Below are 24,791 nucleotides of genomic sequence, written 5' to 3' on the forward strand. Positions count from 1 at the left end.
AACAAGGCTAACTACTAACTCAATCTTTCAGTGGTCTTTTCTGTCGAAGCTGATTATGCTTATACTTAAACAACGTTAATGGTGAGAGTACTAATGAAACTGGACGATGACATTCATAATTACTATGAAAAATTGGTATTAGAGCATATTGCAGAGCTTGGCATTGATCAGCAAAAAGATAGCGAGTATCTGGCCGATTTATGTTGTATATCACTTAATTTACTGCCGCCACGCTACATTCGCTACGAAGTAGATATGGCGTTTTATTTACCGCAATCTGAGCGGTTTGAAATGACGCTTAAGGTAAAAGAAGCAGTGGCACGAGCAAGTAGCTTTTTGGAAAATCAATAAGCGGAGTTTTGGGTGGCAATCCCACCAGCCACATCCCGGCACATACGTCATAAACTGTGGCTGCTTCCTTCCGGACCTGACCAGGTTCGCCTACTAGTATTGCGAGAGGACCAATGGGACTACCATTGTAACCAATTAAGGCAGCGCGCATTATCCGTAAAAGCGCTGCCTGTTGCAAGCGCTATCCCACTCAATAACACTTCACTGCTGATAAAATCAACAGCTTAGTTACCTAAAGCTTGCTGATAAGTCGCCAATAAAGCTTTGAAACGTTGCTGTTGCTCAGGTGACAGTCGTAGTACTTGTTTTTGTGCCTCAGGTAAGCCTTCTAAGCGCTCGTCTGCATAGGTGTACATTACCGACGGACGGATTAACTCTGCGTTTGTGGGAGCGGAGGGCGTTGCTAATAATAATGCAATAGCTTGCCGTAAACGCTGATCAAAAGTCAATTCCGGGTAGCCCAATTCAGCAAAGGCCTCTTCTAATAGCGGTTGATAACGTTGCTTTAACGCTAATAATTGCCGAGCTGGCACGCTTTCTAACAATTGAATGTACGGCTCATAGCGCTGTGAATTGCTGCCAGCCATTTTAAAGCGGTTTTGTGCTATCTCTTCCACCTGATAACCACTGGCAGGCTTCACCAAGACAGGCTGCCCAGCAACTAGCTGGCCTTGTGCCACATTGTCAACGGTGACGACAAAATGCCTGATCATCTCTTCGCGATTAAAGAGCGCGGCAAGCCCTGCTTTCCAATTTAACGCCAGCAAATCGGTACTAAGCGCCGAGTCGGATTCATTTAGTGCAGGCAGCGGCGGCAAAGCAGGTGCAGATTTCTCCAAAACAACAGGCTCAGATTCGGTGATGACTTGTGCAGATTCAACATTAGGAGTTTCAAGCTCAGGTACTTCTGGCGACGCTACAGCCTCAGGAGCCGCCTCTGGCACGGGTAATTGCACAATTTGCGGTAATGGCGCTGGTGCAACCTGCTCCTTGTCACCACTAAAAAGCAACCAAAATGCCACAATAATAACCACAATAACACCGGCTAACCCGGCATAATAAACGGCCTGACCACTACCTGAACTTTGCTCTGACATCGCACTTCACCTATCCTATCGGAAAAACTTGCCTATTAGGGCACTCAGCATTGCATTAATTCGAAATATCAGCAATATACTATCTGAAGAGCGATAAATTTAGAAAAAGTTCAGTTAAGGATCTTAATGCCAAAAACAGCCGTAGCGACAACAGGAAAAACCGCACTACTGCTCACAGGGGGCGGAGCACGAGCCGCGTATCAGATCGGGGTATTAAAAGCTATTGCCACCCAGTACCCCCGTAATAGTCCCTTACCATTCCAAATTATTTGCGGCACCTCTGCCGGCGCAATTAATGGCGCCGGCCTCGCATGTTATGCCTCATGCTTTCATCTTGGCGTAAAAAAAATAGAGTCCGTCTGGCGAAACTTCCACACTAACCAGGTGTACTATTCTGATTACCCCCGCTTATTACGGCATCTCTTTAGAAGTGTTTACAGCGCCTTTCAGGCAGATTACGCTAATAAAAAACCAGTAAGCCTGTTAGATAGCAAGCCCCTAAAACAACTATTAACCCGCATTCTCGATTTACAACGTATCGACCGGAATATAATGCGTGGTTATCTATCAAGCTTTTCAGTCACTGCGTCCTGCTATAACGATGGAGATTCAATTAGCTTTTTCCAGTCAGAGAGCGCTAACGAATGGCGTAGAGCAAGACGTTGTGGCCAGAAAACGCTACTCGGTATCCACCATCTTATGGCCTCTGCTGCAATTCCACTACTATTTCCATCAGTGCGCATTCACCAACATTATTATGGTGATGGCTCCGTTAATCAGTTAGCCCCTCTGAGCGCGCCAATTCATTTGGGGGCCGATAAAATTCTGATTGTCGGAGTAGACGACCCCAGGCCGACAGAACTGAAGCCACGACAATTGCATCACCCAGATTTGGCAACAGTGGCAGGCCATTTGCTCGATACCGTCTTTACTGACACCCTAAATTCTGATTTAGAACGTATGAAACGGGTTAATAAAACGGTCGAAGTGTTACAGCAGCATAATATTGCAACAGAATTGAAACCGGTCCAAAGCCTACTGATTAATCCCAGCCAAAACTTCAACCAACTGGCCAGTGAAAATTTCTTATGTTTTCCGTTAGCTATACGTACGCTTCTGAGGATGGTTGGTATTAGTCAGCATTCTGACTCTAGTTTAGTAAGTTACCTTCTCTTTGAACAAAAATATACACGCCGACTCATCGATTTGGGCTATCAGGATGGTATTCACCAGTTGGACGCTATCATGCAATTTCTTGCCGTTGCTAAGGAATAATACTGTCAAAAAAACGTCCAAGCTCAAGATTGTCACAATAAAAACAATACATTAAATAAGTGGCCCACCAATTGCATATTAAATATCAGAGTAACTTACTAAATGTGGTGTTGATATGTGGCAGGAACAGGGCAACTTAACAAACGCTTTCGGTGACCTAACTTTTGGCAGCAGTTGGCAGGACACACCAGACTGTAGCGAGAATAGTCTGGTTAGTCAGTTGCAAACGACCTTGGACCTGCAGCAGCAGCTTGATATCTTTTCCATGAGTGCTGGGCGTGCCTTAACATTAAATGGCCTCACCCTAAAAACTGCCCTTGGGGAGTTTCAAGCTACAGGTTCTAAAGCGGGTGAGTACCAGCATAAAACCAGCTTGAGTTTAGATCAGCAGGTACTAGCTGAACTTAGCTATGAGTCACAATACCCATTTACACCTTTAGTCCAACAACAATTACTGATTTTAGAGTCAGAGTGGTTGTTTTCACTACGCAACGCCTTAGTAGTCAGTCGCTTACAACAAATGGCACTCAAAGATCCGTTAACCACTCTGGGCAATAGACGGTTTTTTGACGATAGCTTTGCCAAAGCAGTGCAATTAGCCAAACGGCATCAATCACCTTTTGCTTTATTACTGTTAGATTTAGATAATTTTAAGCAAGTTAACGATATCGAAGGGCATAGTATTGGCGATGATGTCTTACTAAAAGTTGCCGATTGTATGCGTGAAACGCTACGGGTAACCGATAGCCTATTTCGCTTTGGTGGTGACGAATTTGCGGTACTTTTAACAGATACTGATGCAGAGCATGCAGAACGTGTTGCCGAACGTTTGCTTAGTGCTATAAAGTCAGAATCATTTTTAGTTAAATTAGGGGTTGGTTGCAGTATCGGTCTGGCAAGATTATCACATGAACAGCAGCCAAGAGATTTATTTCATTTAGCTGATGAAGCACTATATCAGGCCAAGTCTTCAGGTAAGGGTAAGGTGCGGCATAGCCAAGTTAGTCGTGCAAATTTAACGGATAAACTAACTCATCCGATGCGGGTTGCCAGTTAAGCCATACAGTCGCTTGGGCTGATTTAAAAACACTCGCATAACCAGCCACGAGTTGCAGTTCACCAGAGTGAAATAATAAAGGCACTCTAGTGCGTTGCCAGGGTGGTACTTGCCAGAGTTTAAACCATTGTTTAAGCGGTTTACCTGGTCGGCCTGCAGGTTTAAACACGCTACTCAGCAAACCAAAAGCCAGGTTAAACGCTGTTGCGCTGCCCGCCACCGGCAAACTATGTGCAGTAGGCTCTTTATCCCAGGTAAAATAACCCAGACCATTAGCCAATTGCAGGTTCTCTCCTACGTTTAACTTCAGGTTCTCATCATTTAATATTTCTGGTCGCTCAGCCAAGCAATACAACCAATGTTGATAACGGCGGATCTGCAGTTTGCCTAGTTGTAATTGCGGCATCGCATCTTGTCTAGCATTTATGACTTGTTGCTTTAAGGTTGTAAGCCACTGCGTCTCGGGATTTAAGCCTGCCAAACCTAACCAACTGCGCAATACCAAATCTTGCTGTAAGGGATGGAATTGATGTAATTGCTGTAAGTTCAACCGGTTATTAAACAGGCATTGTTTTAGCGCTTGCTTAGTATAAAAGTCGGCTAATTCTGCTGTATTTTGTAAGTGCTGCAGACTACGGCTAACGGTTTGCAGCAACGCAGGCCAACGTTGTTTTAAAATAGGTGTTACCTGCTCTCTTAAAAAATTCCGATCAAAGTCAATATTTTGATTGCTGTCATCGTCAATCCATGCGAGTTGCACAGAGTGTGCATAATCATGGAGTTGCTGTCGGCTAATAGCAAGTAATGGACGCACTAGCTTACCGGCAGCAAAGGCTCGTACCGCGGGCATGGCCGACAATCCCGTTACGCCAGCCCCACGCTTTAACGCCAACAACACGGTTTCTAGCTGATCGTCAGCATGATGGGCGGTTAATAACAGGGTGTTTGACGTAGATATAAAATCTGCCAACGCTTCATAGCGGGCTGTCCGGGCTTGCTGCTCAATATTACCTGGCTTTGTTAGCTGAACATAACGGATGTTAAAATCCACTTGCCGCCGCTGGCACTGCTCCTGACAAAAAGCGGCCCAGCTATCAGCTTTAACATTTAAACCATGGTGAACATGTACTGCACTAAAGGGGATAGCCATTTGTTGGCAAAGCGGGGCTAACAGATGAAGCAATACTTGCGAGTCCAGGCCGCCGCTATAGGCTAACACCAGCCTGAGCTCTGCGGGCGGGTGTTGTTGCAGCTGCTGCAGCAACGCAGCCTTGATATGCTGCTGTAGATTTAACATTCTGCGTTAGCTTTAGCCTGGTTTATTACCAGGTTACCTTGGTTCTGACCAAAGTAACCGGCAAGCGTTAACAATAACCGTAAGACATTAAACGCTTATAGCGTCTGTCCAGCAATTCAGGAATACTGAGCTTTTGTAGTTTTTCCAAATCACGCAATAAAGCAGTTTTCAGTGAGCTGGCCATCTGCTCCGGTGCGCGGTGCGCACCGCCGAGTGGCTCGCTAATCACTTCATCAATCAATTTTAGCTCTTTTAAACGCTCAGCCGTAATCCCCATAGCATCCGCAGCCAATGGCGCTTTTTCAGCGCTCTTCCATAAAATAGAGGCACAGCCTTCCGGTGAAATAACCGAATAGGTACTGTATTGCAGCATATTCACTTTATCGCCAACACCGATAGCTAAAGCGCCACCAGAACCGCCTTCGCCAACCACAGTGCAGATCACTGGGACTTTTAAACCGGCCATCACTTTTAGATTGCGGGCGATGGCTTCAGACTGACCACGCTCCTCTGCACCTATACCTGGGTAAGCCCCAGGAGTATCAATAAAGGTAATAATAGGCAATTTAAAACGCTCGGCCATTTCCATCAGACGTAAGGCTTTGCGGTATCCCTCTGGTCGCGGCATACCGAAATTACGGCGAATTTTCTCTTTAGTATCGCGCCCTTTCTGATGCCCAATTACCATCACAGCCTGCTCACCAATGCGCGCAGTACCGCCAATAATAGCGTTGTCATTGGCATAGGCACGATCACCACACAATTCATCGAAGTCGGTGAAGATATTTGCCAGGTAATCTAAGGTATAAGGCCGACGTGGATGACGGGCGATTTGTGCAACCTGCCAGGCACCCAGCTCTGAAAAGATTTTCTTGGTCAGCGTCAGGCTTTTTTCTTTTAGTTTATTAATTTCTTCTTCTAACCCAAGATCATAATCGCCGTTGCGACTGACGTTGCGTAACTCGTCTATTTTTGCTTCCAGTTCAGCAATGGGTTGCTCAAACTCTAAATAATTCAGCATCATCGACTATCATTACCTAATTAATTAAATTCCAATTCTATTGTCGCAATTTGCTTTAACTGATGCAACAAAGCGTCTGCGGGGGTTACCCACCAATCTGTACCGAACTGCAGTCTAACCTGCCCTTCTTCTCGCTGGTACCAAAGATGTACCGGGACAGTGCCAGCTTTGTAATCATTTAGCACCAACGCTAATTTTTGCAGATAATTCTGATCAATCTGCGTTGATTGTACCGTGATATTCAGAGATTTCAGCGATTTTTCGCGCATAGCGGTAATTTCGCTGACATCGCGGCCCGACATTGTAAGGCCACCATTAAAATCATCAAAGCTGACCTGTCCGCTAACCAACAAAATCCGGTCTTTTTGTAACAAATGCTCGAAGGTTTCCAGCTGTTCTGTGAAAAACCGTACATCCAATCGTGCTGATTTATCATCCAGGGTGACTATACCCCAGCGCCGACCTTTTTTATTGATCATGATCCTGACGGCGACCACTAAACCAGCAACCTGCACACTTTGATCTTTTTTGGTTGGCTGCAAATCCACTAACCGGCAATTCACATAATGTTTAATTTCATCCTGATAGCGATTTATTGGATGACCAGTAAGGTATAAGCCTAAGGTTTCACGTTCCCCTTCCAACCACATTTCATCTGGCCACAAGGGCACGGTTTTAAAACTCTGGCTAGTGGTCGCTTCATCTTCTCCGCCTAACAGACCAAAGAGATCGTCTTGCCCTACCGCTTGTGCCTTGGCGTGTTGCTCCGCCGCTTTCATTGCCTCTTCTAAGCTGGCCATTAAGATCGCACGCAGCGGCCCAGGGTGCTGCTGTTTACTACGCTCTGGGCCCAGTCTATCCATTGCGCCAGATAAAATAAGCTTTTCCATCACCCGTTTATTCAGGCGTTTTAGGTCTACCTTAGCACAAAAGTCGAACAAATCATTAAATTCGCCATAATCACGCCGCGCTTCAATAATGGCCTCAATCGGTGCTTCACCCACCCCTTTAATGGCACCGATGCCGTAAACAATATGGCCTTGCTCATTCACGGTAAACTTATACTGTCCCGTATTTACATCGGGCGGGATCAAGGTTAGCTTCATCCGCTCACACTCATCCACCAGCGTCACAATTTTGTCGGTATTGTCCATATCGGCCGACATCACAGCAGCCATAAACTCAGCCGGGAAGTGCGCTTTCATCCAAAGTGTTTGATAAGACACCAGAGCATAGGCGGCAGAGTGTGATTTATTAAACCCGTAGCCAGCGAATTTTTCTACCAGATCGAAAATTTTAATCGCAAGCTCTGGATCTATGCCATTTTTAGCGGCACCTTCCTGGAAGGTATCACGCTGCTTAGCCATCTCCTCTGGCTTTTTCTTACCCATAGCCCGACGTAGTAAGTCAGCCCCACCTAAGGAATAGCCAGACAGTACCTGAGCAATCTGCATAACCTGTTCCTGATACAAAATAATACCGTAGGTCGGTTCCAGAATAGGTTTTAATGAATCATGCTGCCAGGTTGCGTCTGGATAAGAAATTTCTTCGCGGCCGCGTTTTCGATCGATAAAGTTATCTACCATGCCCGATTGTAGGGGGCCTGGCCGGAATAGCGCCACCAGAGCAATCATATCTTCAAAGCAGTCAGGCTGCAGACGGCGGATCAGATCTTTCATACCGCGCGATTCTAGCTGGAATACCGCCGTGGTGTCAGCGCGCATCAGGACCTGAAAGCTATAGCGGTCATCCAGCGGGATAGTATTAATATCAACCGGGGCCTTGCCTTCCTTTTGCAAGCGGGCATTTGCCATATTTAGCGCCCATTGCAAGATAGTTAGGGTGCGTAAGCCTAAAAAGTCAAACTTCACTAGGCCGGCGTATTCCACATCGTTCTTATCAAACTGGGTAACCGGGTTTAAACCATGTTCATCGCAATACAACGGAGAGAAATCGGTAATTTTCGTAGGAGCGATAACCACACCACCGGCGTGCTTACCGGCATTTCGGGTAACCCCTTCTAACTGCCGCGCCATATCAATCAGATCGCGCACTTCTTCATCTGAATCATACAATTCCGGCAAACGCGGCTCTTCTTTAAAAGCTTGCTCCAGCGTCATACCCGGCGTGGGGGGAATGAGTTTTGAAATACGGTCGACAAAGCCATAGGGATGGCCTAGTACCCGACCGACATCGCGAATAACCGCTTTGGCTGCCATAGTACCAAAGGTGATAATCTGTGATACGGCTTCGCGGCCGTACATATCGGCGACGTGCTCAATCACTTCATCACGGCGATCCATACAAAAGTCGACGTCAAAGTCAGGCATCGAAACCCGCTCTGGATTTAAAAAGCGCTCAAACAGTAAATCAAATTCTAGTGGGTCTAAATCGGTGATTTTCAGCGCGTAAGCCACTAACGAACCGGCCCCTGAACCACGGCCTGGTCCCACAGGGATATCGTTATCTTTGCTCCACTGGATAAATTCCATTACCACCAAAAAGTAGCCTGGAAAACCCATCTGGTTGATTACATCCAGCTCTATTTGCAAACGCTCATCGTATGGCGGTCTTTTTTCGGCACGAAGCTGCTCATCTGGGAATAACTGCAATAAACGGTGTTCTAAACCCTCACGGGACTTTAGTACCAGAAAATCTGCATCAGATAAGCCACCGGTTGGAAAGGCTGGCAAAAAATACTCGCCCAAGCGGATGGTCACATTACAGCGTTTGGCAATTTCAACGCTATTTTCCAGTGCTTCAGGTATGTCTGCAAACAACTGCTGCATTTCTTCACTGGTTCGAAGATATTGTTGCTCGGAGTAGTTTTTCGGCCGCCGTTTATCATCCAAGGTAAAACCATCATGGATTGCCACGCGAATCTCATGCGCCGGAAAATCACTGGCTTTTAAAAAGACCACCTCGTTGGTTGCTACCACCGGCAATTGCTCAAGCTCAGCTAACTGAATTGCTTTTTGAATATAACGCTCTTCATCTGGCCGGCCGGTGCGGGTTAATTCCAAATAGTAGCGATTAGGGAAATGCTGCTGATAAAAACTTACCAGTTGCTGCACGCTTTGTGGATTTTCTTTTAATAAGGCTTTACCCAGCAGACCATCTTTAGCTCCCGAGAGCAAAATTAAGCCCTCAGCATGCTCTATTAACCAATCGTGATCTAGCTGTGGCTTACCGTCAATATGACCCCGCAGATAGGCTTTAGAGATCAGGGTAGTCAGATTTTGATAACCGGTATTATCAGCACATAAAATCAATAAGCGGTTTAGCTCACCCGGGAAGATGGCATGTTGTACCCAACAATCAACACCTATTAGCGGTTTAATACCTGCATCGTGCGCGGTACTGTAAAACCTTACCAGACCGCAAAGATTCATCTGGTCCGTCAATGCCAAGGCAGGCATTCCGGCTGCTGCGGCGGCTTTGACGATAGGTTTTATTTTAGCGACGCCATCAATCATGGAGAAATCGCTGTGGACCCGTAAATGAATAAAGGCAGGCTCGCTCATCAGCTTAATGCTCTCTGTTCTGTTGGCGTCGCAACAGCATCTCGCTCAACGATGATACGTACCGGTTTAAAACTGCGACGATGCTCAGCTAAAATACCGTGCTGCTGAATCGCTGCTAAATGAGCAGCTGTGGGATACCCCTTATGCTCAGCAAAGCCGAACTGTGGATAACGCTGATGCAAAAGTGCCATTTCTTCATCACGTGCCACCTTAGCTAAAATTGAGGCGGCACTGATCTCCGGCACCAAAGCATCGCCCTTTACCACCGCAGTCGCAGGCATGGCTAACAACGGGCAACGATTACCATCTATCAGTGCCCACTCTGGTTGAATAGCCAATGCGGCGACAGCGCGCTGCATTGCAAGCATAGTGGCATGTAAAATATTAAGTTCGTCAATTTCAGTGGGCTCTGCCCGGCCCAACGCCCAACATAAGGCTTTGGCTTTAATTTCTATCGCCAACTGCTGGCGTTTTTTTTCACTGAGTTTTTTAGAGTCGGCTAAGCCCTGAATGGGCTGATTCGGATCCAATATTACTGCCGCCGTTACTACAGCGCCAACTAAAGGGCCGCGCCCCACTTCATCCACACCGCAAAGCAAATTGACGTCAGGACGCTGAAAATTAATCATCGGTGATCACCCGTAATACGGTATTGGCAGCGACAACACTAGCGTTCTGCTGCAACTGTTGGTGGATCGTCTGATAGTCAATGGCGAGCTGGCCATCAATACCGTGCAGTAATGGCCGCATAGCTTTTAACAAGGCAGACACCGTCAAATCGTCCTGGAGTAATTCGGTAACCATTCCCCGCCCCGCCAACAAATTGGGCAAGCTGACATACTTAAGCTTTACCAAGCGTTTAGCAATTTGAAAGGTCAGCCAATTGGTTCTATAGCCTACTACCATGGCACATTTGGCGAGCATCGCTTCTAAGGTGGCGGTACCGGAAGCAATATAAGTTGCCTCTGCAGCCAGTAACACCTGACGAGCCTGACCAATAAACTCCGTGATCTCAAGTTCTGGCGCATATTGCATTTTAAGCTGACGCCAAAGTTCAGCTTTTTCCGGTGTAACCATATTCGTGATCAGCTGCAGCTCTGGTTGTTGTCGCTTCAATTCAGCAGCGGCCTGCAAAAAATCTGGAGCAAGCAGTTTAATTTCATTGGTACGGCTACCCGGCATGATTGCTAACACCGGTTTATTCGAATCTAATGCCAACGCGGTTTTTGCTGCAGTTTTATCCACCTGCAATGGCATACTATCTGCTAAGGTATGACCAACAAAGGTACAGGGTACCTGATATTTATCATAAAAAGCTTTCTCAAAGGGTAATAACGCCAAAACCATATTAGTCGCTTTGGCGATTTTAAAAATGCGTTTATGGCGCCACGCCCAAACTGAAGGGCTAACGTAATGTACAGTTTTAATGCCTTGCTGTTTTAGCGAAAGCTCTACCGGAATATTAAAGTCGGGCGCATCAATACCAATAAACACATCGGGTTTAGCGGTTAAAATAGCTGCGGTGATCTCTCGCTTAACCTGCAACAACCGGCGTAAACGACCAAGTACTTCGACCAGGCCCATAACGGCTAACTCTTCCATATCGAACAGCGCCGTTAAGCCTTCGGCTTGCATTCTTGGGCCACCAATACCGAAAAACTCAGCAGTTGGGTGCTGTTGTTTTAACGCTACCATTAAGGCAGCTCCCAGAATATCCCCTGAATGCTCGCCAGCAATGAGCGCAAACTTTAGTGGGCTAGTTTTTGATAGTTCTAAGTCAGCCATAACGCAGCAAATATTTCCTACTAGATAACCTTAGTTATCCAAATAATGTTAAAAAAGATTATCTTACCCGCTAAGCGCTGACAGTGAAACTGCGCTATAAGCAAAACGCTCTGCTAGCATAAACTAAACAGAGCGCTTAATGGTACGAAACGAGCTAGCATTTTTTAATAGCAGCAACAGGCTCGCAACGACAATGATGTTGCAATACGCCTTAGCGCACTATGCCTCGCGAAGCATTAGCAATAAAATCGGTAAAGGCCTGAACCTCGGGCATAGCGGCAGATTTTTCTGCCAAGGCTTGTAATGCTTCAGGCACCGTTTGCCCCTTACGATAGACTTCTTTATAAGCCCGGCGGATCTCCAGCAGAGCTTCACTACTAAAACCGCGCCGCTTTAGGCCCTCAGTGTTGATACCAGCGGGTACACAAGGAGCGCCGTGCACCATAAGATAAGGCGGGACGTCTTTTAGTACGATAGAACCACCGCCACAGAAACTATGAGCACCAATATGCACAAATTGATGCACGCCGGTCATTCCACCCAGAATAGCCCAGTCACCCACCTGCACATGTCCTGCAGCTTGCGCACCACTAGCAAAAATCACATTATTACCAATGATACAATCATGGGCAATATGCGTGGTGTTCATAAACAGGTTATGACTACCAATGATGGTTTTACCTTGATCTTGCACAGTACCACGATGCACAGAACAACCTTCGCGGAATACATTGTAGTCCCCTACAATTAGTTCTGTGGGTTCGCCTTTGTATTTCTTGTCCTGACAAGCTTCGCCAATACTGGCAAACTGGTAAAAGTGGTTACCTTTACCAATAGTAGCAGGTCCTTTAATTGCCACGTGTGTTTCCAACACGCAGTCATCACCTAACACTACATTGTGACCAATATAGCAAAAGGCCCCTACTTTGACATTTTGTCCCAGCTTAGCGCTGGCTTCGATTACTGCTGTAGGATGAATCACGTTACATCTCTCTTCTGGCACACATCAGTTCGGCACAGCATACTACCTGGCCATCGACCTTGGCTTCACCATAAAATTTCCAGAGGTTCCGGCGTTCTTTCAGAAACTTAACTTCCAGGATCATCGTATCGCCCGGCACCACTGGTTTTTTAAAACGCGCTTCATCGATAGCTGCAAATAAATACAGCTCATTCTCAGAACGTTCAGTGGCCGTTTTGAATCCAAGAATACCGGTTGCCTGGGCCAAAGCTTCAAGGATTAAGACCCCTGGAAAAATCGGCATACCAGGAAAGTGGCCAGTAAAAATGGGCTCATTGATAGTCACATTTTTTACCGCTGTCAAAGTTTCGCCCGGTGTATAATCCAGCACTTTATCTATCAGTAAAAACGGATAGCGATGTGGCAATAATGCCATGATTTCCTGAATATCCAGGCTATTAAGTTGGTTCGCCAAAATTATTCCTCAGTTGACGAAGCGGCCGTTTGTACTGGCGCCGCCAATTGTTTTTCGAGTTGTTTTACCCGCTGATATAGCTGATCTATTTGCCGTAGCTTCGCTGTATTACGGCGCCACTCAGCATTCGAAGTAGCCGGTAAACCTGAAGTATAGACGCCTTTTTCAGTGACCGGCTTCATTAACATCGCCATACCTGAAACCTGAGCACCATCGCAGATGTCAATATGTCCATTAATAACAGCTGCGCCACCGATGATGCAATACTTACCGATAGTGGTACTACCTGCTATAGTGGTGCAGCCCGCCATTGCGGTATGATCACCAATTTTAACATTATGTGCTATTTGACAGAGGTTATCGATGATCACGTTATTGCCAATAACCGTATTCTCGATAGCACCACGGTCGATACAGGTATTGGCACCAATCTCACAATCATCACCAATAATAACTGCGCCTGTTTGTGGGATCTTCAACCATTGTCCACGTTCATTAGCAAAACCAAAACCATCGGCACCGATTACCGCACCACTTTGCACCACACAACGTTCACCAATCTTAACTTTATGATATACAGTGACGTTAGCCCACAAACGTGTGTTAACGCCCACTTCCGCACCTTCGCCAATAAAGCAACCCGCACCAATTTGCACACCTGATGCGATAACCGCATTAGCAGAGATAACCGCCTTAGCACCGATAGCAGCATCAACAGCAATCTGTGCGCTGGGATCAATTACTGCGCTAGGATGAATCCCAGAGACGGCACTACGCGGTGTGGTATCAAGTAACTGCGCAGCCTTGGCAAAAGCAACATAAGGATCTGCTACCACCAAAGTGCTGACCCCAGGTGCAACAAAGGGAGCATCTTCGGCTTTTATTAACACCGCACCGGCCTGAGTTGTCGTCAAGTAAGAACGGAATTTATTATTTGATAAAAAACTAAGCTGACCTGGGCCAGCTTTTTCCAATGAGGCTACAGCAGAAACGCCGCAAGCGGCGTCTCCATGTAACTCTGCATTAAGCTTTTCGGCTAGAACAGATAATAAAATCACAGTCTTAGTTCGCCTTTCCGACCTGTTGAATCACTTTCTCAGAAATATCAAACTCTGGTTTAGCGTAAACTGCTGAGTTAGCATTTAACACCACATCAAACTTTTCACGTTCAGCAACCACATCAATAGCGGATTTAATTAAGCCCAGAATGCGATTACGTTCTTCGTTTTGACGCTGACGAATTTGCTCATCTAATGGCCGCGCCAGGTTTTCATATTGCTCGCGCTGTTTGTTTACGGTCGCGGTCAAGTCTTGCTGTTGTTTTTCGCTCATAGTTGGGCCATCACGGCGCAGCTTTTCGATATTAAAATTAATATCGGTTTCCAATTTGTTCACTTCAGCAATCTTAGCTGCAAACTCAGTACGGATAGTTTCCTGTACTTGTTGCGATTGTGGAATACTAGCCGCAACAGCAGCAACATCCACAAAACCAATTTTGACTTCTTTTGCCTGTGCAGCACCGGCAAAAAGCATAGTTGCAACAACAAAAACAGCAGATTTAAATAAATTATTGTTAAACATCTTGATTCCTATCATGTTCTAGAAAGTTGTACCAATGTTGAAACTAAAGTTCTCTTGTAAATCGCCTTCGTACTTTTTAATAATTTTCGCCAGACTGAAGGTCAGTGGTCCCATAGGTGATATCCATTGCACAGACACACCGGCAGAAGCACGGATTAAGCTTGCATCAGAATAATCGGCTATGAAAGGTTCGCGATTATCTTGGCGCAACTGTACCAAATTGGCATAACGATTAATATCAAATTCTGTGTCCCAAACGTTACCGGCATCAACAAAAATACTGGTGCGCACTGAATTACGGTTTTCGTCTTTCAGGAAGGGTGTGGGGGTAATTAACTCCAACGTTAACATGGCTAACGCATTACCACCAATGGAGCGGGTTGACACATTATAAAAATCGTTTGTCGGATCAGTGGGGAAGTTGGTACCGCCATTGATTGGATCCGGCACCCCAGGTACAAAACTAGGACTGCGGAAAATCGCCCGCGGACCAATGATGCGGTTCTCAAAGCCCCTTAAGTTGGTACCACCGCCATAGAAGTTCTCAGTAAAGGGCAGCGTGTAGTCATAGCCATTCTTATTGCCATAGCCATTACCGTAACCTAACTCCAGCTTAGTACGGAACGACCACTGGTGATCATTACTTAGCGGGATATATTGCTGGGCTTCAAAATTCGTTTTGAAATACTGCAAGTCTGAGTTAGGGGTGGTTGCCCGCAAGGTAAAACTAAACATGCGGCCCGCAGTCGGGAATAAACCACGGTTTAAGGTGCTATGTAACCAACCTGAACTTAACTCTAAGTTAGTGAAATTGTAGCCACCATCTGGGTTTTGCGCATCGAGCAAGACAGCACGGAAATGGCGTAACTGATCATACTCAGTAATGGAGTTAATTTTATTGACCGAGATATTGGCACCAAAGTTCAACCGGTTAAACTCGTTGATAGGGTAACCAATGTTTCCACCTACACCATAGCTTCTTCTGTTGAACGATTCCAAGTTAGAGGAAGCGCGGCTATAATCCAAGTCAGAATAGAAAATCTGCCCACCTAAACTGACACCATCCAAGGTAAAATAGGGGTCGGTATAGCTCAAAGTCACACCTTTCTGGAACTTGTTGGTATTAAGACTAATACCCGCTGAGTTACCTGAGCCCATAAAGTTAGTTTGTTCTACCCCAACCTGGAATGACAAGCCTTGGAAACTGCCGTAAGACACACCGGCATTAAAGCTGCCTGAAGGTTGCTCTTTAATAGTAAAACCCACATCCACTAAATCATCTACACCAGGTACTGGTGATGTAGCGAAATCAACCTTTTCGATATACATTAGGCGTTGGATCCGGTCTTTTGACAACTCCAACGAGTCATTCGAGAGCCAGGCACCTTCCATCTGCCGTAATTCACGACGAATAACCTCATCCCGAGTGTTGGCATTGCCTTTTACATCAATACGCCGCACATAAACCCGCTTACCCGGATCAACGCTGATAGTTAAGGCAACCTCTTTGGTCACATCATTAATGTTAGGGATAGTACGAACTCTGGAATTGGCATAGCCAAACCGCGCCAGCAAACGGGCAATATTCTCTTCGGTGAACGTTACCAGTGCGCCATTATACAACTGGCCTTTTTCCAACGGCAAAATGGAGCGAATAAACTCATCCTGGCCAATCAGATCACCAACAAAATTGATATCACTGATTTTATACTGCTCACCTTCGGTCACGTTTAACGTCACATACACAGCTTGCTTATCTGGGCTTACTGCCACTTGTGATGAATCGATATTAAAGCGCAAGTAGCCACGGTCCAGGTAGTAGCTATTAATCTTCTCAAAATCACCTTGTAATGTTTGCTTTTGGTAACGGTCAGAACTCCAAAAACGCCACCAAGGCATATCTTGCTTAGATTCAACAACAGACAACAGTTCTTCATTTGGAAAAATGTGGTTACCAACGATATTAATCTGGCGAACTGAAGCAGGATCACCTTCTTCAAACTCAAACTTTAAGTTAACCCGGTTACGCGGCAGATAGGTTACTTTAACATCCACCTTCGCCTGATATTTACCCACACCGTGATAAAATTCGGTTAAACCATTCTCGATGTTTTTCAGAATAGTTTTATCCAGCGGCTCGCCAATCTGGATACGGTTGCCAGCTAAACTATCGTTCAACTGATCATCTTTAATATCTTTGTTGCCAGAGAACTCGATATTGTTAATTGTTGGCCGCTCACGCAGGCGATAAATTATGGTATTGCCATCACGAAATACGCGAATATCATCAAAGTGCCCGGCGCCATAAAGGGTGCGGATACTGCGCGATAGCGTATATTCGGTAACTGTATCACCAATGTTAAACGGCAGGTTATTCAGCGCAGCACCTAAGGCTACACGTTGCAGGCCTTCGACCTGAATATCCTGAACGGTAAAAGATTCTTCAGCAAGCACCGAGTTACTGCCTGTAGCAAGCAACATCGCAGCTACTAATCGTTTAATTGTCATTATTTGAACTACTTATGATTAGTTTATTACAAACGAGAAATATCGTTGAGCAGCGCAATTCCCATTAACATCAGCAGGACTAAAGCACCGAAGCGAAAACCTATTTCCTGCGCTCTCTCAGAGACAGGTTTACCGCGTATTAGTTCCACCACAAGATACATTAAATGGCCGCCATCCAAAATAGGTAACGGCAATAAATTAATAACACCCAAATTAACGCTTATCAGCGCCATAAAGGATAAAAAAGCAATTAACCCCATACTGGCGGTAGTACCAGCGCCTTGCGCTATCGAAATAGGGCCACTTAAGTGCTTCACCGACAAATCGCCGGTCAACAACTTCGCCACCATGGCAAAACTAAGCCGGGTTAGCTGCCAAGTTTGGCCTATTCCTTCTTTAACTGCTGCAAAGATGCCATATCGTTGGGTATAGCGCAAATCCTCTGGCCAAGGTGAGGCGGCTGGCACTATGCCAAGTAACCCTTGACTAAAACCATCCGCACCTTGCGTTAACTCCGGTGTAGCCTGCACTAAAAGCTCCTGGCTATTACGCAACAGCATCATGTCCAACGGCCGTTCCGGGTTTTCTTTAATCAGTCTGTCAATTTGCCCCCAGGCAGTGATGGCTTCACCATTAATGGCTAGAATGGTGTCCCCAGCTTGTAAGCCTGCTCGCTCCGCTGCAGAATTTTTACTCACTATTGCTACCGTACTGGTAGCTTGAGGGAGCAATAAATTCAGTCCTAAACTGCCAAAGACACTTTCTGTCTCCGGATTAAATTGCCAATTACGAATGTCCAGCACTCGCTCTTGTACTTGTAAACTCTCGCGCTGCTGCAACGTTAAACGAATCTCAGCACGTCCCAATTGTTCAACCAATAGCAAATTTGCTGTTCTGATGTCGCGTGCTGGTCGGCCATTAATCGCAATAATTTGTTCATCCTCACCCACGCCTGCCACCGCAGCGATAGATTGACTTTGCGTGGTAGCGATAACAGGCTTAACCTCAGGCACCCCAATCAGATACATGACCCACAGCAAAAAGATAGCAAAAATAAAATTAGCTGCAGGCCCCGCAGCAATAATAGCAATGCGTTGCCACACCGTTTTATGATTAAAGGCTAAATCTTTGTATTGTGGTAAGACGGGGTCAACCCGTTCGTCCAGCATTTGCACATAACCGCCGAGCGGAATGGCAGCAATAACAAATTCTGTACCCTGACGATCGCGCCAGCGCACTAAGGCTTTACCAAAACCAATGGAAAAACGCTTTACCAAAACGCCATTTTTGCGCGCAACCCAAAAATGCCCAAACTCGTGCACAGTAACTAAAATGCCTAATGCCACGATAAAACTCAGCGCATTCCATAAAAAAGCCGACATTATACAGTCCCCAACAGCTGATGGGCATAAGCCCGGGTTTCGGCATCAAGCGCTAATATATCATCCAAGGCTCTTGCCTGATAGCTTAGGAAACGATTCAAACACTGTTCGTTTACCTTACTAATCGCAGTAAAACTGATTTTTCCAGCGAGAAATGCCGCTACGGCAACCTCATTCGCGGCATTAAGCGCTGTTGTTGCACCTTGTCCGGCAGCACTGGCAGCCATCGCCAAATACAAATTCGGATAGCGGGCGATCTCAGGTTCACTAAAGGTAAAAGATTGCAGACTAAAGAAATCTAATGGTTTTACCGGGCTACTGATCCGCTCGGGAAATGCCAATGCATGGGCAATGGGCGTGCGCATATCTGGCTGGCCCAATTGTGCCAGTACTGAACCATCGGTATATTGCACCATTGAGTGAATGATGCTTTGTGGGTGGATAACCACCTGAATGTCACTTGCCGCACAATTAAACAACCAGCGCGCTTCGATAAACTCCAAGCCTTTATTCATCATGGTTGCGCTATCTACCGAGATTTTCTGCCCCATACTCCAATTGGGGTGCGCGACCGCTTCAGCAACTGTAATTTGCTCAAAACTGGCTAACGGCCGCTGTAAGAATGGGCCGCCACTGCCGGTGAGCAATAACTTTGCAATACCATAGTCTTGCAACTGAGCTTGGCAACCAGCCTGTTGGATAGGCGCAGGTAAACACTGGAAAATGGCATTATGTTCGCTATCAATAGGCAGTAAAGTGGCACCGTGGTTAACCACCTTTTGCATAAACAATTCACCGGTCATTACCAGCGCTTCTTTATTAGCCAACAAAACCGTTTTACCCTGTTCGACCGCAGCCAAAGTTGGCAGTAAACCGGCAGCACCGACAATAGCTGCCATCACAATATCGGCCTCTGGGTGAGCGGCCAAAGCGAGCAATCCCTCTGTGCCACTAAGTACCTCAGTGGCTCTACCCGCATCTTTTAATTTACGCGCTAACTGGAGAGCTGCCGCAGGGTCCTGCATCGCCGCAAAACGGGGATTAGTCTGAATACACTGCTCGAAAAGTTTGTCGACTCCGGTTGCCGCGGTCAGCGCTAATACAGCAAACTTCTCTGGATGCGCGGCCAGAACCGATAAGGTGCTGCAACCAATAGAGCCAGTCGCCCCCAATACCACGACTTGCTTCATAAAAATTGCTTACCAAAAAATGCCAGCAATAATGCATACAAAGGCGCTGTGGCGGTTAAGCTATCTATTCTATCTAAAATTCCGCCATGCCCCGGTAAAAAGACGCCGCTGTCTTTTTTCCCTGCTACCCGCTTAAACATACTTTCACTTAAATCGCCAAACACTGAGAGCAAGGTAAGTAATATCGCCGCGACATACCAATGATAAGGTTGCCCTGGCCAGTCTAACCAGATTAATAATCCGGTAACGACCAATACCACAAAGGCTAAACCACCTAGTAGCCCTTCTAGGGTTTTTCCCGGGCTGACTTTAGGCAGTAATTTAGTCCGACCAAAGGGCTTCCCGACAATATAACCACCGATATCAGCCGCCCAAACTAACCCTAGCAACGCAAAAATTAACCAAGCACCATAGAAACTGGAGATATCATAATTTACACCGCGAATGAACAGTAATGCTGCCCAGGCAGGCAATAAAGTACACCACCCCATCAGCGCTCGACGCCAATCACTGTTCGCCCAAAATTTCTGACTCGCAGGAAATGTCAGTACTAAAATGATGGCCAATAACCACCAGGCTGCACCGAGCAATAATAAACTAAAAAGTAACCGATTTTCTGCCAGCTCACCGCTTAATGGCGTCATATAATAAAACAATGTCATCAAGGCGGCGGTAAGAACAACGTAAATTGCCCGTATCCGGCGTTTGTCTAAACCACAAAAACCGCTCCATTCCCAGGCACCAAGCAAAAATGCCAATGATAAAAAAGCAGCAAAACCTGCTAAAGGTAAATAAAACACAGCCCAAAGAGCCAGTGGCGCCAAAATTAGCGCAGTAAGTACGCGTTGCTTAAACAATATTATTATCCTTTATTTTCAGCAGCCAGTTCTCTGATTTGTGCGCCGGTACAGCCAAAACGCCGCTCTCGATTGATAAAGGCGGCTATGGCTTCCGAAAACACTTGCTGATCGAAATCTGGCCACAGTGTTTCTGTAAACCAAAGTTCAGCATAAGCGGCTTGCCAAAGTAAAAAATTACTAATCCGTAAATCGCCGCCGGTTCGAATCAACAAATCCAGTTCTGGTTGCTCCGCCATTTGCACCTGCTTTGCAAATAGCGCTTCGTTAATCTCTGCAGGCTGTATTTCACCTTGTTGCACCCGCGTTGCCAACTGCTGGCTTGCTGCCACTATATCCCAGCGACCACCATAATTCGCTGCAATATTAAGTGTCATCGCATTATTAGCCGCAGTAAGTGCTTCTGCTTTTTTGATACTTTGTACTAACTTATCGCTAAACGCAGACAGATCACCAATTATTTTTAACCTGATATTATTTTTATGTAGTGCTTTGACTTCTTTTTGCAATACCAACAAAAACAGCTGCATTAAGGTGCTAACTTCTTCTTCTGGTCGACGCCAATTCTCACTACTAAAGGCAAATAAGGTCAACGAGCGAATACCGAGTTCCCGGCAGAAGCTCACACTACGTCGGACGGCTTCAACCCCTTTTTTATGACCCCAAACACGTGGCTTGCCTTGTTGCTCTGCCCAGCGGCCATTACCGTCCATGATAATTGCCACATGTTGCGGCAATATTTGCTGTTTAAGCTGTGGTACTACAGTCATCAGTTTAACCTGTCCAGTTCTGCTTTAAAATGCTTAGTCTGCTCGGTAGCTCGTCCGGTTCAACCCACTTATAACAAAAAAGCGCCGCGAAGCTTAACTGGCACGGCGCTTGGTTTATAATAAATCCTGATAAAGGGTAAAAAGCCTGTTAGTCTGAAATCAGACTTCCATCAGCTCTTTTTCTTTATCGGCTAACACTTCGTCGACTTTTTTAACGAAGATGTCGGTCAGCTTCTGGATTTCATCTACAGCTTTACGTTCATCATCTTCACTGATTTCTTTGTCTTTTAACAAGGCTTTTAAATCAGAGTTTGCATCACGGCGAATATTACGAATAGCCACTCGGCCACCTTCAGCCTCGCCACGGACGTGTTTTACCAGGTCACGGCGGCGCTCTTCGGTCAAGGCTGGTAATGGTACCCGAATGACTGTACCAGCAGACATTGGATTTAAGCCCAGATTTGAAGCCATAATCGCTTTCTCAACCGCTTGGGTCAGGCTTTTATCAAACACGGTAATCGCTAAGGTACGCGAGTCTTCTACTGATACATTGGCTACCTGGCGCAGTGGTGTATCTGCACCGTAATATGAAACCTGAATGCTATCCAGTAAGCTAGGATGAGCGCGCCCTGTGCGCACTTTAGTTAATTGAACTTTGAGAGCATCAACGCTTTTATCCATGCGGATCTTAGCATCAGCAATAATGTCGTTAATCACGATCGTTATCCTTTTTTGTTTATGCAGCAGTAACGCAGTGGGCTAGTTTACTGTAAATTTTCTGCGTGGTCGATGACTGTACCCTCTTCCTCGCCCATTATCACCCGCTTTAATGCGCCAGGCTTGTTCATATTAAAGACGCGGATTTGTAAATTATGGTCTCGGGCCAGGGTAAAGGCAGCCAAATCCATCACTTTTAGCTCTTTATCCAGCACTTCGGTATACGTCAGCTGGCTATATAGTGTAGCAGTAGGATCTTTTACTGGATCGGCTGAATATACCCCTTCAACCTTAGTAGCTTTAAGTACGGCATCGGCTTCAATTTCAATACCGCGTAAACAAGCAGCAGAATCGGTGGTAAAAAACGGGTTCCCGGTACCGGCAGAGAAAATCACCACCCGGCCCGATTTTAATAAACTAATCGCCTCGGCCCAGCTGTAATTATCACATACACCATTCAGCGGAATAGCACTCATCATCCGGGCATTAACATAAGCACGGTGCAAAGCATCACGCATCGCCAGGCCATTCATTACTGTGGCTAACATGCCCATATGATCACCCACGACCCGGTTCATCCCTGCTTTGGCTAAGCCTTCACCGCGGAAAATATTACCACCACCAAGTACAATACCGACTTGCACGCCTAGCTCAACCAGCTCTTTAATTTCCTGAGCCATCCGGTCCAGCACTTTGGGATCAATACCAAAGCCTTCATCTCCCATCAGGGCTTCACCGCTAAGTTTAAGTAAAATGCGACGGTAGGTTGGTTTTGGATTGGTGCTCATAGTTACCCCATTATGCTAGTTGTGTTAGTCAGGCAAAAAAAAACCGCGACTTTGGTCGCGGTTATTTTAGCGTTTTTCAGCCAATTGCTAAAGCGTAAATTACTTTTTAGCAGCAGCGATCTGCGCAGCAACTTCGGCAGCGAAGTCTTCTTCTTTCTTCTCGATACCTTCGCCTACTTCTAAACGAATGAAAGAAATTGCTTTAGCACCGTTTTGCTTTAAGAATTCACCAGTAGTCACTGATGGATCTTTTACAAATGGTTGACCTGTTAAGCTTACTTCACCAGTGAACTTAGTCATCCGGCCAGCAACCATCTTCTCAGCGATTTCTTTTGGCTTACCAGAGTTAACCGCGATATCGATTTGAATTTGACGCTCACGCTCAACCACTTCAGCAGAAACATCTTCTGGGTTAACATAGCTTGGGTTGTTAGCAGCAACGTGCATAGCAACGTCTTTAGCGATATCTTCGTTACCGCCTTCTAACACAGCTAGTACACCGATACGGCCAGAGTGGATATATTGACCAATCACAGCACCGGCAACTTTGGCAATGCGGCGAACGTTGATGTTTTCACCGATCTTGGCAACTAAAGTTGCACGGGTATCTTCAACTGAAGTACCGTTTAGATCAGCAGCTAACAGAGCTTCAACGCTGTCGATGTTCTGAGCTTGTGCCAGATCAGCAACGCTGTTTGCGAACGCTAAGAAACTGGCATCACGCGCCACGAAATCTGTTTCACAGTTAAATTCGATAGCGATACCAACACCGTTAGCAACACGGGTAATTACTACACCTTCAGCAGCAATACGGCCAGCTTTCTTGGCAGCTTTGGCTAAGCCACTTTTACGCATCGCGTCGATTGCCGCTTCGATATCACCCGCGGTCTCTTCCAATGCTTTTTTACAATCCATCATGCCAGCGCCAGTGCGCTCGCGCAGTTCTTTTACTAAAGCGGCAGTTACAGCCATGAGTGCTTCCTCGTAATTGAGTTCAGACAAACAGGGGCTTACGCCCCTGTTGCAAAGTGATTCTGTATTTCAGCTGGTAATATTAAATGCAGCTGATGACAGAAAAATTATTCTGCTTCAACGAAGGCTTCAGCTTCAGCTTGCACTTCGATGTTTTTGTCACGACCTTCCTGAATCGCTTGGCTAACAGCACCCAGATATAACTGGATAGCACGGATAGCGTCGTCGTTACCAGGGATTACGTAATCAACACCTTTAGGATCTGAGTTAGTATCAACGATAGATACTACTGGGATACCCAGGTTGTTGGCTTCTTTGATAGCAATGTGTTCGTGGTCAGCATCGATTACGAACAGCACGTCTGGCAAGCCGCCCATATCTTTAATACCGCCTAAGCTCTTTTCCAGCTTGTCCATTTCACGGGTACGGTCTAAAGCTTCTTTTTTGGTCAGCTTGTCGAAAGTACCGTCCTGGCTTTGCGATTCAAGATCTTTTAAACGCTTGATTGACTGACGCACAGTTTTCCAGTTAGTTAACATACCACCTAACCAGCGGTGGTTTACGTAGAACTGGTCAACGTTAGTTGCGGCTTCTTTAATTGCTTCTGAGGCTGCGCGCTTGGTACCTACGAACAGGATTTTACCTTTTTTTGCAGATACTTGCTGGATGAACGCTAAAGCGTCATTCATCATAGGAACAGTTTGTTCCAGGTTGATGATATGAACACGGTTACGTGCACCAAAAATGAACGGCTTCATTTTTGGGTTCCAGTAACGGGTTTGGTGACCGAAGTGAACGCCCGCCTGGAGCATGTCGCGCATAGAAACTTTTGCCATGATATTTATTCCTGTTAAGGGGTTAGGCCTCCATGCATCCCATATGCCGACTTAGGTTTAACCCCAAGCACCCCGGAATATGTGTCGATGCATGTGTGTTATTTAATTAAGGTTAATGCAATCTGCTAAGCAAAGACGGTTATGACTTATCACCATAAATTCTGTAAAGCTACAGACCAACGGCGCTAAGTTAGGGTACAATGCGAATTGCTAAATTGCGGCGCGCTTTATACCATAGTATGCTCGCAAACACAATAAAATGTGTAATTTTACAGCAGTTATACCCAAGTAGATTTCGAAATGCACGTAGGCGGCAACTGAGGGCATCCCCAGGAGCATAGCACACT

Annotated in this window: 22 protein-coding genes and 1 other RNA gene; 3 read left to right on the top strand and 20 right to left on the bottom strand. The window is 46.0% G+C overall.

Annotated features, from left to right (window positions below; translation table 11 throughout):
- The first annotated feature begins 93 nt into the window (after positions 1 to 93).
- Positions 94 to 351 carry a late competence development ComFB family protein gene (locus IE163_RS05630; protein WP_189431121.1) on the top strand — a complete coding sequence of 86 codons (258 nt, stop codon included), beginning with the start codon at positions 94 to 96 and terminating at the stop codon, positions 349 to 351.
- Between the two features lie 19 nt (positions 352 to 370).
- Here IE163_RS05630 and ffs read toward each other — a convergent pair.
- Positions 371 to 467, bottom strand: an RNA gene (gene ffs, locus IE163_RS05635) — signal recognition particle sRNA small type.
- A 108-nt stretch (positions 468 to 575) separates the two neighbouring features.
- Positions 576 to 1,448 carry a DUF3014 domain-containing protein gene (locus IE163_RS05640; RefSeq protein WP_189431122.1) on the bottom strand — a complete coding sequence of 291 codons (873 nt, stop codon included), beginning with the start codon at positions 1,446 to 1,448 and terminating at the stop codon, positions 576 to 578.
- Positions 1,449 to 1,574: 126 nt separating this feature from the next.
- Between IE163_RS05640 and IE163_RS05645 the strand changes: the two genes are divergently transcribed.
- Together IE163_RS05645 and IE163_RS05650 are read left to right on the top strand one after the other, a co-directional pair.
- A complete protein-coding gene (locus IE163_RS05645) occupies positions 1,575 to 2,723 on the top strand; it encodes a patatin-like phospholipase family protein (RefSeq protein ID WP_189431124.1) in 1,149 nt (382 codons plus the stop codon).
- Positions 2,724 to 2,838: 115 nt separating this feature from the next.
- Positions 2,839 to 3,780, top strand: coding sequence for a GGDEF domain-containing protein (locus tag IE163_RS05650; RefSeq protein WP_189431126.1), 942 nt, complete (start codon positions 2,839 to 2,841; stop codon positions 3,778 to 3,780).
- On the opposite strand, the gene tilS is transcribed toward IE163_RS05650, so the two are convergent.
- The 18 genes from tilS to rpsB form a co-directional block, all read right to left on the bottom strand.
- Entirely contained in the window at positions 3,725 to 5,077 is a 1,353-nt protein-coding gene (gene tilS / locus IE163_RS05655; protein ID WP_189431128.1) for a tRNA lysidine(34) synthetase TilS, read from the bottom strand. The genes IE163_RS05650 and tilS overlap by 56 nt on opposite strands.
- 67 nt (positions 5,078 to 5,144) lie before the next feature.
- Positions 5,145 to 6,101, bottom strand: a complete 957-nt coding sequence (gene accA / locus IE163_RS05660) for an acetyl-CoA carboxylase carboxyl transferase subunit alpha (protein WP_189431130.1) — start codon at positions 6,099 to 6,101, stop codon at positions 5,145 to 5,147.
- A 17-nt stretch (positions 6,102 to 6,118) separates the two neighbouring features.
- A complete protein-coding gene (gene dnaE, locus IE163_RS05665; RefSeq protein ID WP_189431132.1) occupies positions 6,119 to 9,622 on the bottom strand; it encodes a DNA polymerase III subunit alpha in 3,504 nt (1,167 codons plus the stop codon).
- The gene (rnhB, locus tag IE163_RS05670; RefSeq protein WP_229833465.1) at positions 9,622 to 10,248 is read right to left on the bottom strand and encodes a ribonuclease HII; all 627 of its coding nucleotides are present in this window, start codon (positions 10,246 to 10,248) and stop codon (positions 9,622 to 9,624) included. Before rnhB ends, dnaE begins: the two co-directional genes overlap by 1 nt.
- Positions 10,244 to 11,407 (bottom strand): lipid-A-disaccharide synthase, encoded by a 1,164-nt coding sequence (gene lpxB / locus IE163_RS05675; RefSeq protein WP_189431136.1) that lies wholly within the window; start codon positions 11,405 to 11,407, stop codon positions 10,244 to 10,246. The genes rnhB and lpxB overlap by 5 nt, the downstream gene beginning before the upstream one ends.
- Before the next feature lie 211 nt (positions 11,408 to 11,618).
- On the bottom strand, positions 11,619 to 12,389 hold the full coding sequence (gene lpxA, locus IE163_RS05680; RefSeq protein WP_189431138.1) for an acyl-ACP--UDP-N-acetylglucosamine O-acyltransferase: 771 nt from the start codon (positions 12,387 to 12,389) through the stop codon (positions 11,619 to 11,621).
- Position 12,390: 1 nt separating this feature from the next.
- Positions 12,391 to 12,843 (bottom strand): 3-hydroxyacyl-ACP dehydratase FabZ, encoded by a 453-nt coding sequence (gene fabZ, locus IE163_RS05685; RefSeq protein ID WP_189431139.1) that lies wholly within the window; start codon positions 12,841 to 12,843, stop codon positions 12,391 to 12,393.
- A gap of 2 nt (positions 12,844 to 12,845) precedes the next feature.
- Entirely contained in the window at positions 12,846 to 13,901 is a 1,056-nt protein-coding gene (gene lpxD / locus IE163_RS05690) for a UDP-3-O-(3-hydroxymyristoyl)glucosamine N-acyltransferase (RefSeq protein WP_189431141.1), read from the bottom strand.
- A 4-nt stretch (positions 13,902 to 13,905) separates the two neighbouring features.
- Complete coding sequence (locus IE163_RS05695) at positions 13,906 to 14,424, bottom strand: OmpH/Skp family outer membrane protein (RefSeq protein ID WP_189431143.1); 519 nt, start codon at positions 14,422 to 14,424, stop codon at positions 13,906 to 13,908.
- A gap of 18 nt (positions 14,425 to 14,442) precedes the next feature.
- Positions 14,443 to 16,932 carry an outer membrane protein assembly factor BamA gene (gene bamA / locus IE163_RS05700; RefSeq protein WP_189431145.1) on the bottom strand — a complete coding sequence of 830 codons (2,490 nt, stop codon included), beginning with the start codon at positions 16,930 to 16,932 and terminating at the stop codon, positions 14,443 to 14,445.
- A 26-nt stretch (positions 16,933 to 16,958) separates the two neighbouring features.
- Positions 16,959 to 18,314, bottom strand: a complete 1,356-nt coding sequence (rseP, locus tag IE163_RS05705; protein WP_189431147.1) for a sigma E protease regulator RseP — start codon at positions 18,312 to 18,314, stop codon at positions 16,959 to 16,961.
- Positions 18,314 to 19,504, bottom strand: coding sequence for a 1-deoxy-D-xylulose-5-phosphate reductoisomerase (gene ispC / locus IE163_RS05710; protein WP_189431150.1), 1,191 nt, complete (start codon positions 19,502 to 19,504; stop codon positions 18,314 to 18,316). The genes rseP and ispC overlap by 1 nt, the downstream gene beginning before the upstream one ends.
- Positions 19,501 to 20,361 (bottom strand): phosphatidate cytidylyltransferase, encoded by an 861-nt coding sequence (locus tag IE163_RS05715; RefSeq protein ID WP_189431152.1) that lies wholly within the window; start codon positions 20,359 to 20,361, stop codon positions 19,501 to 19,503. Before IE163_RS05715 ends, ispC begins: the two co-directional genes overlap by 4 nt.
- 5 nt (positions 20,362 to 20,366) lie before the next feature.
- A complete protein-coding gene (uppS, locus tag IE163_RS05720) occupies positions 20,367 to 21,131 on the bottom strand; it encodes a polyprenyl diphosphate synthase (RefSeq protein WP_189431154.1) in 765 nt (254 codons plus the stop codon).
- Positions 21,132 to 21,290: 159 nt separating this feature from the next.
- Entirely contained in the window at positions 21,291 to 21,848 is a 558-nt protein-coding gene (gene frr / locus IE163_RS05725) for a ribosome recycling factor (protein ID WP_189431156.1), read from the bottom strand.
- Positions 21,849 to 21,895: 47 nt separating this feature from the next.
- Positions 21,896 to 22,636 carry a UMP kinase gene (gene pyrH, locus IE163_RS05730; RefSeq protein ID WP_189431158.1) on the bottom strand — a complete coding sequence of 247 codons (741 nt, stop codon included), beginning with the start codon at positions 22,634 to 22,636 and terminating at the stop codon, positions 21,896 to 21,898.
- 99 nt (positions 22,637 to 22,735) lie between these two features.
- Positions 22,736 to 23,608: a translation elongation factor Ts gene (gene tsf / locus IE163_RS05735; protein ID WP_189431160.1), complete on the bottom strand. Its 873-nt coding sequence runs from the start codon at positions 23,606 to 23,608 to the stop codon at positions 22,736 to 22,738.
- A 107-nt stretch (positions 23,609 to 23,715) separates the two neighbouring features.
- The gene (gene rpsB / locus IE163_RS05740; protein ID WP_189431162.1) at positions 23,716 to 24,444 is read right to left on the bottom strand and encodes a 30S ribosomal protein S2; all 729 of its coding nucleotides are present in this window, start codon (positions 24,442 to 24,444) and stop codon (positions 23,716 to 23,718) included.
- Between the last annotated feature and the right edge of the window lie 347 nt (positions 24,445 to 24,791).

It is taken from the genome of Alishewanella longhuensis, from assembly GCF_014653435.1.
Taxonomy (GTDB): Bacteria; Pseudomonadota; Gammaproteobacteria; order Enterobacterales; family Alteromonadaceae; genus Alishewanella; species Alishewanella longhuensis.

What these genes read in the sequence shown, in the direction of transcription:
- IE163_RS05630 (WP_189431121.1), top strand. Translation starts at nt 94, where the DNA reads ATGAAACTGGACGATGACATTCATAATTACTATGAAAAATTGGTATTA.
- IE163_RS05640 (WP_189431122.1), bottom strand. Translation starts at nt 1,448, where the DNA reads ATGTCAGAGCAAAGTTCAGGTAGTGGTCAGGCCGTTTATTATGCCGGG.
- IE163_RS05645 (WP_189431124.1), top strand. Translation starts at nt 1,575, where the DNA reads ATGCCAAAAACAGCCGTAGCGACAACAGGAAAAACCGCACTACTGCTC.
- IE163_RS05650 (WP_189431126.1), top strand. Translation starts at nt 2,839, where the DNA reads ATGTGGCAGGAACAGGGCAACTTAACAAACGCTTTCGGTGACCTAACT.
- tilS (WP_189431128.1), bottom strand. Translation starts at nt 5,077, where the DNA reads ATGTTAAATCTACAGCAGCATATCAAGGCTGCGTTGCTGCAGCAGCTG.
- accA (WP_189431130.1), bottom strand. Translation starts at nt 6,101, where the DNA reads ATGATGCTGAATTATTTAGAGTTTGAGCAACCCATTGCTGAACTGGAA.
- dnaE (WP_189431132.1), bottom strand. Translation starts at nt 9,622, where the DNA reads ATGAGCGAGCCTGCCTTTATTCATTTACGGGTCCACAGCGATTTCTCC.
- lpxB (WP_189431136.1), bottom strand. Translation starts at nt 11,407, where the DNA reads ATGGCTGACTTAGAACTATCAAAAACTAGCCCACTAAAGTTTGCGCTC.
- IE163_RS05695 (WP_189431143.1), bottom strand. Translation starts at nt 14,424, where the DNA reads ATGTTTAACAATAATTTATTTAAATCTGCTGTTTTTGTTGTTGCAACT.
- bamA (WP_189431145.1), bottom strand. Translation starts at nt 16,932, where the DNA reads ATGACAATTAAACGATTAGTAGCTGCGATGTTGCTTGCTACAGGCAGT.
- rseP (WP_189431147.1), bottom strand. Translation starts at nt 18,314, where the DNA reads ATGTCGGCTTTTTTATGGAATGCGCTGAGTTTTATCGTGGCATTAGGC.
- ispC (WP_189431150.1), bottom strand. Translation starts at nt 19,504, where the DNA reads ATGAAGCAAGTCGTGGTATTGGGGGCGACTGGCTCTATTGGTTGCAGC.
- uppS (WP_189431154.1), bottom strand. Translation starts at nt 21,131, where the DNA reads ATGACTGTAGTACCACAGCTTAAACAGCAAATATTGCCGCAACATGTG.
- pyrH (WP_189431158.1), bottom strand. Translation starts at nt 22,636, where the DNA reads ATGAGCACCAATCCAAAACCAACCTACCGTCGCATTTTACTTAAACTT.
- tsf (WP_189431160.1), bottom strand. Translation starts at nt 23,608, where the DNA reads ATGGCTGTAACTGCCGCTTTAGTAAAAGAACTGCGCGAGCGCACTGGC.
- rpsB (WP_189431162.1), bottom strand. Translation starts at nt 24,444, where the DNA reads ATGGCAAAAGTTTCTATGCGCGACATGCTCCAGGCGGGCGTTCACTTC.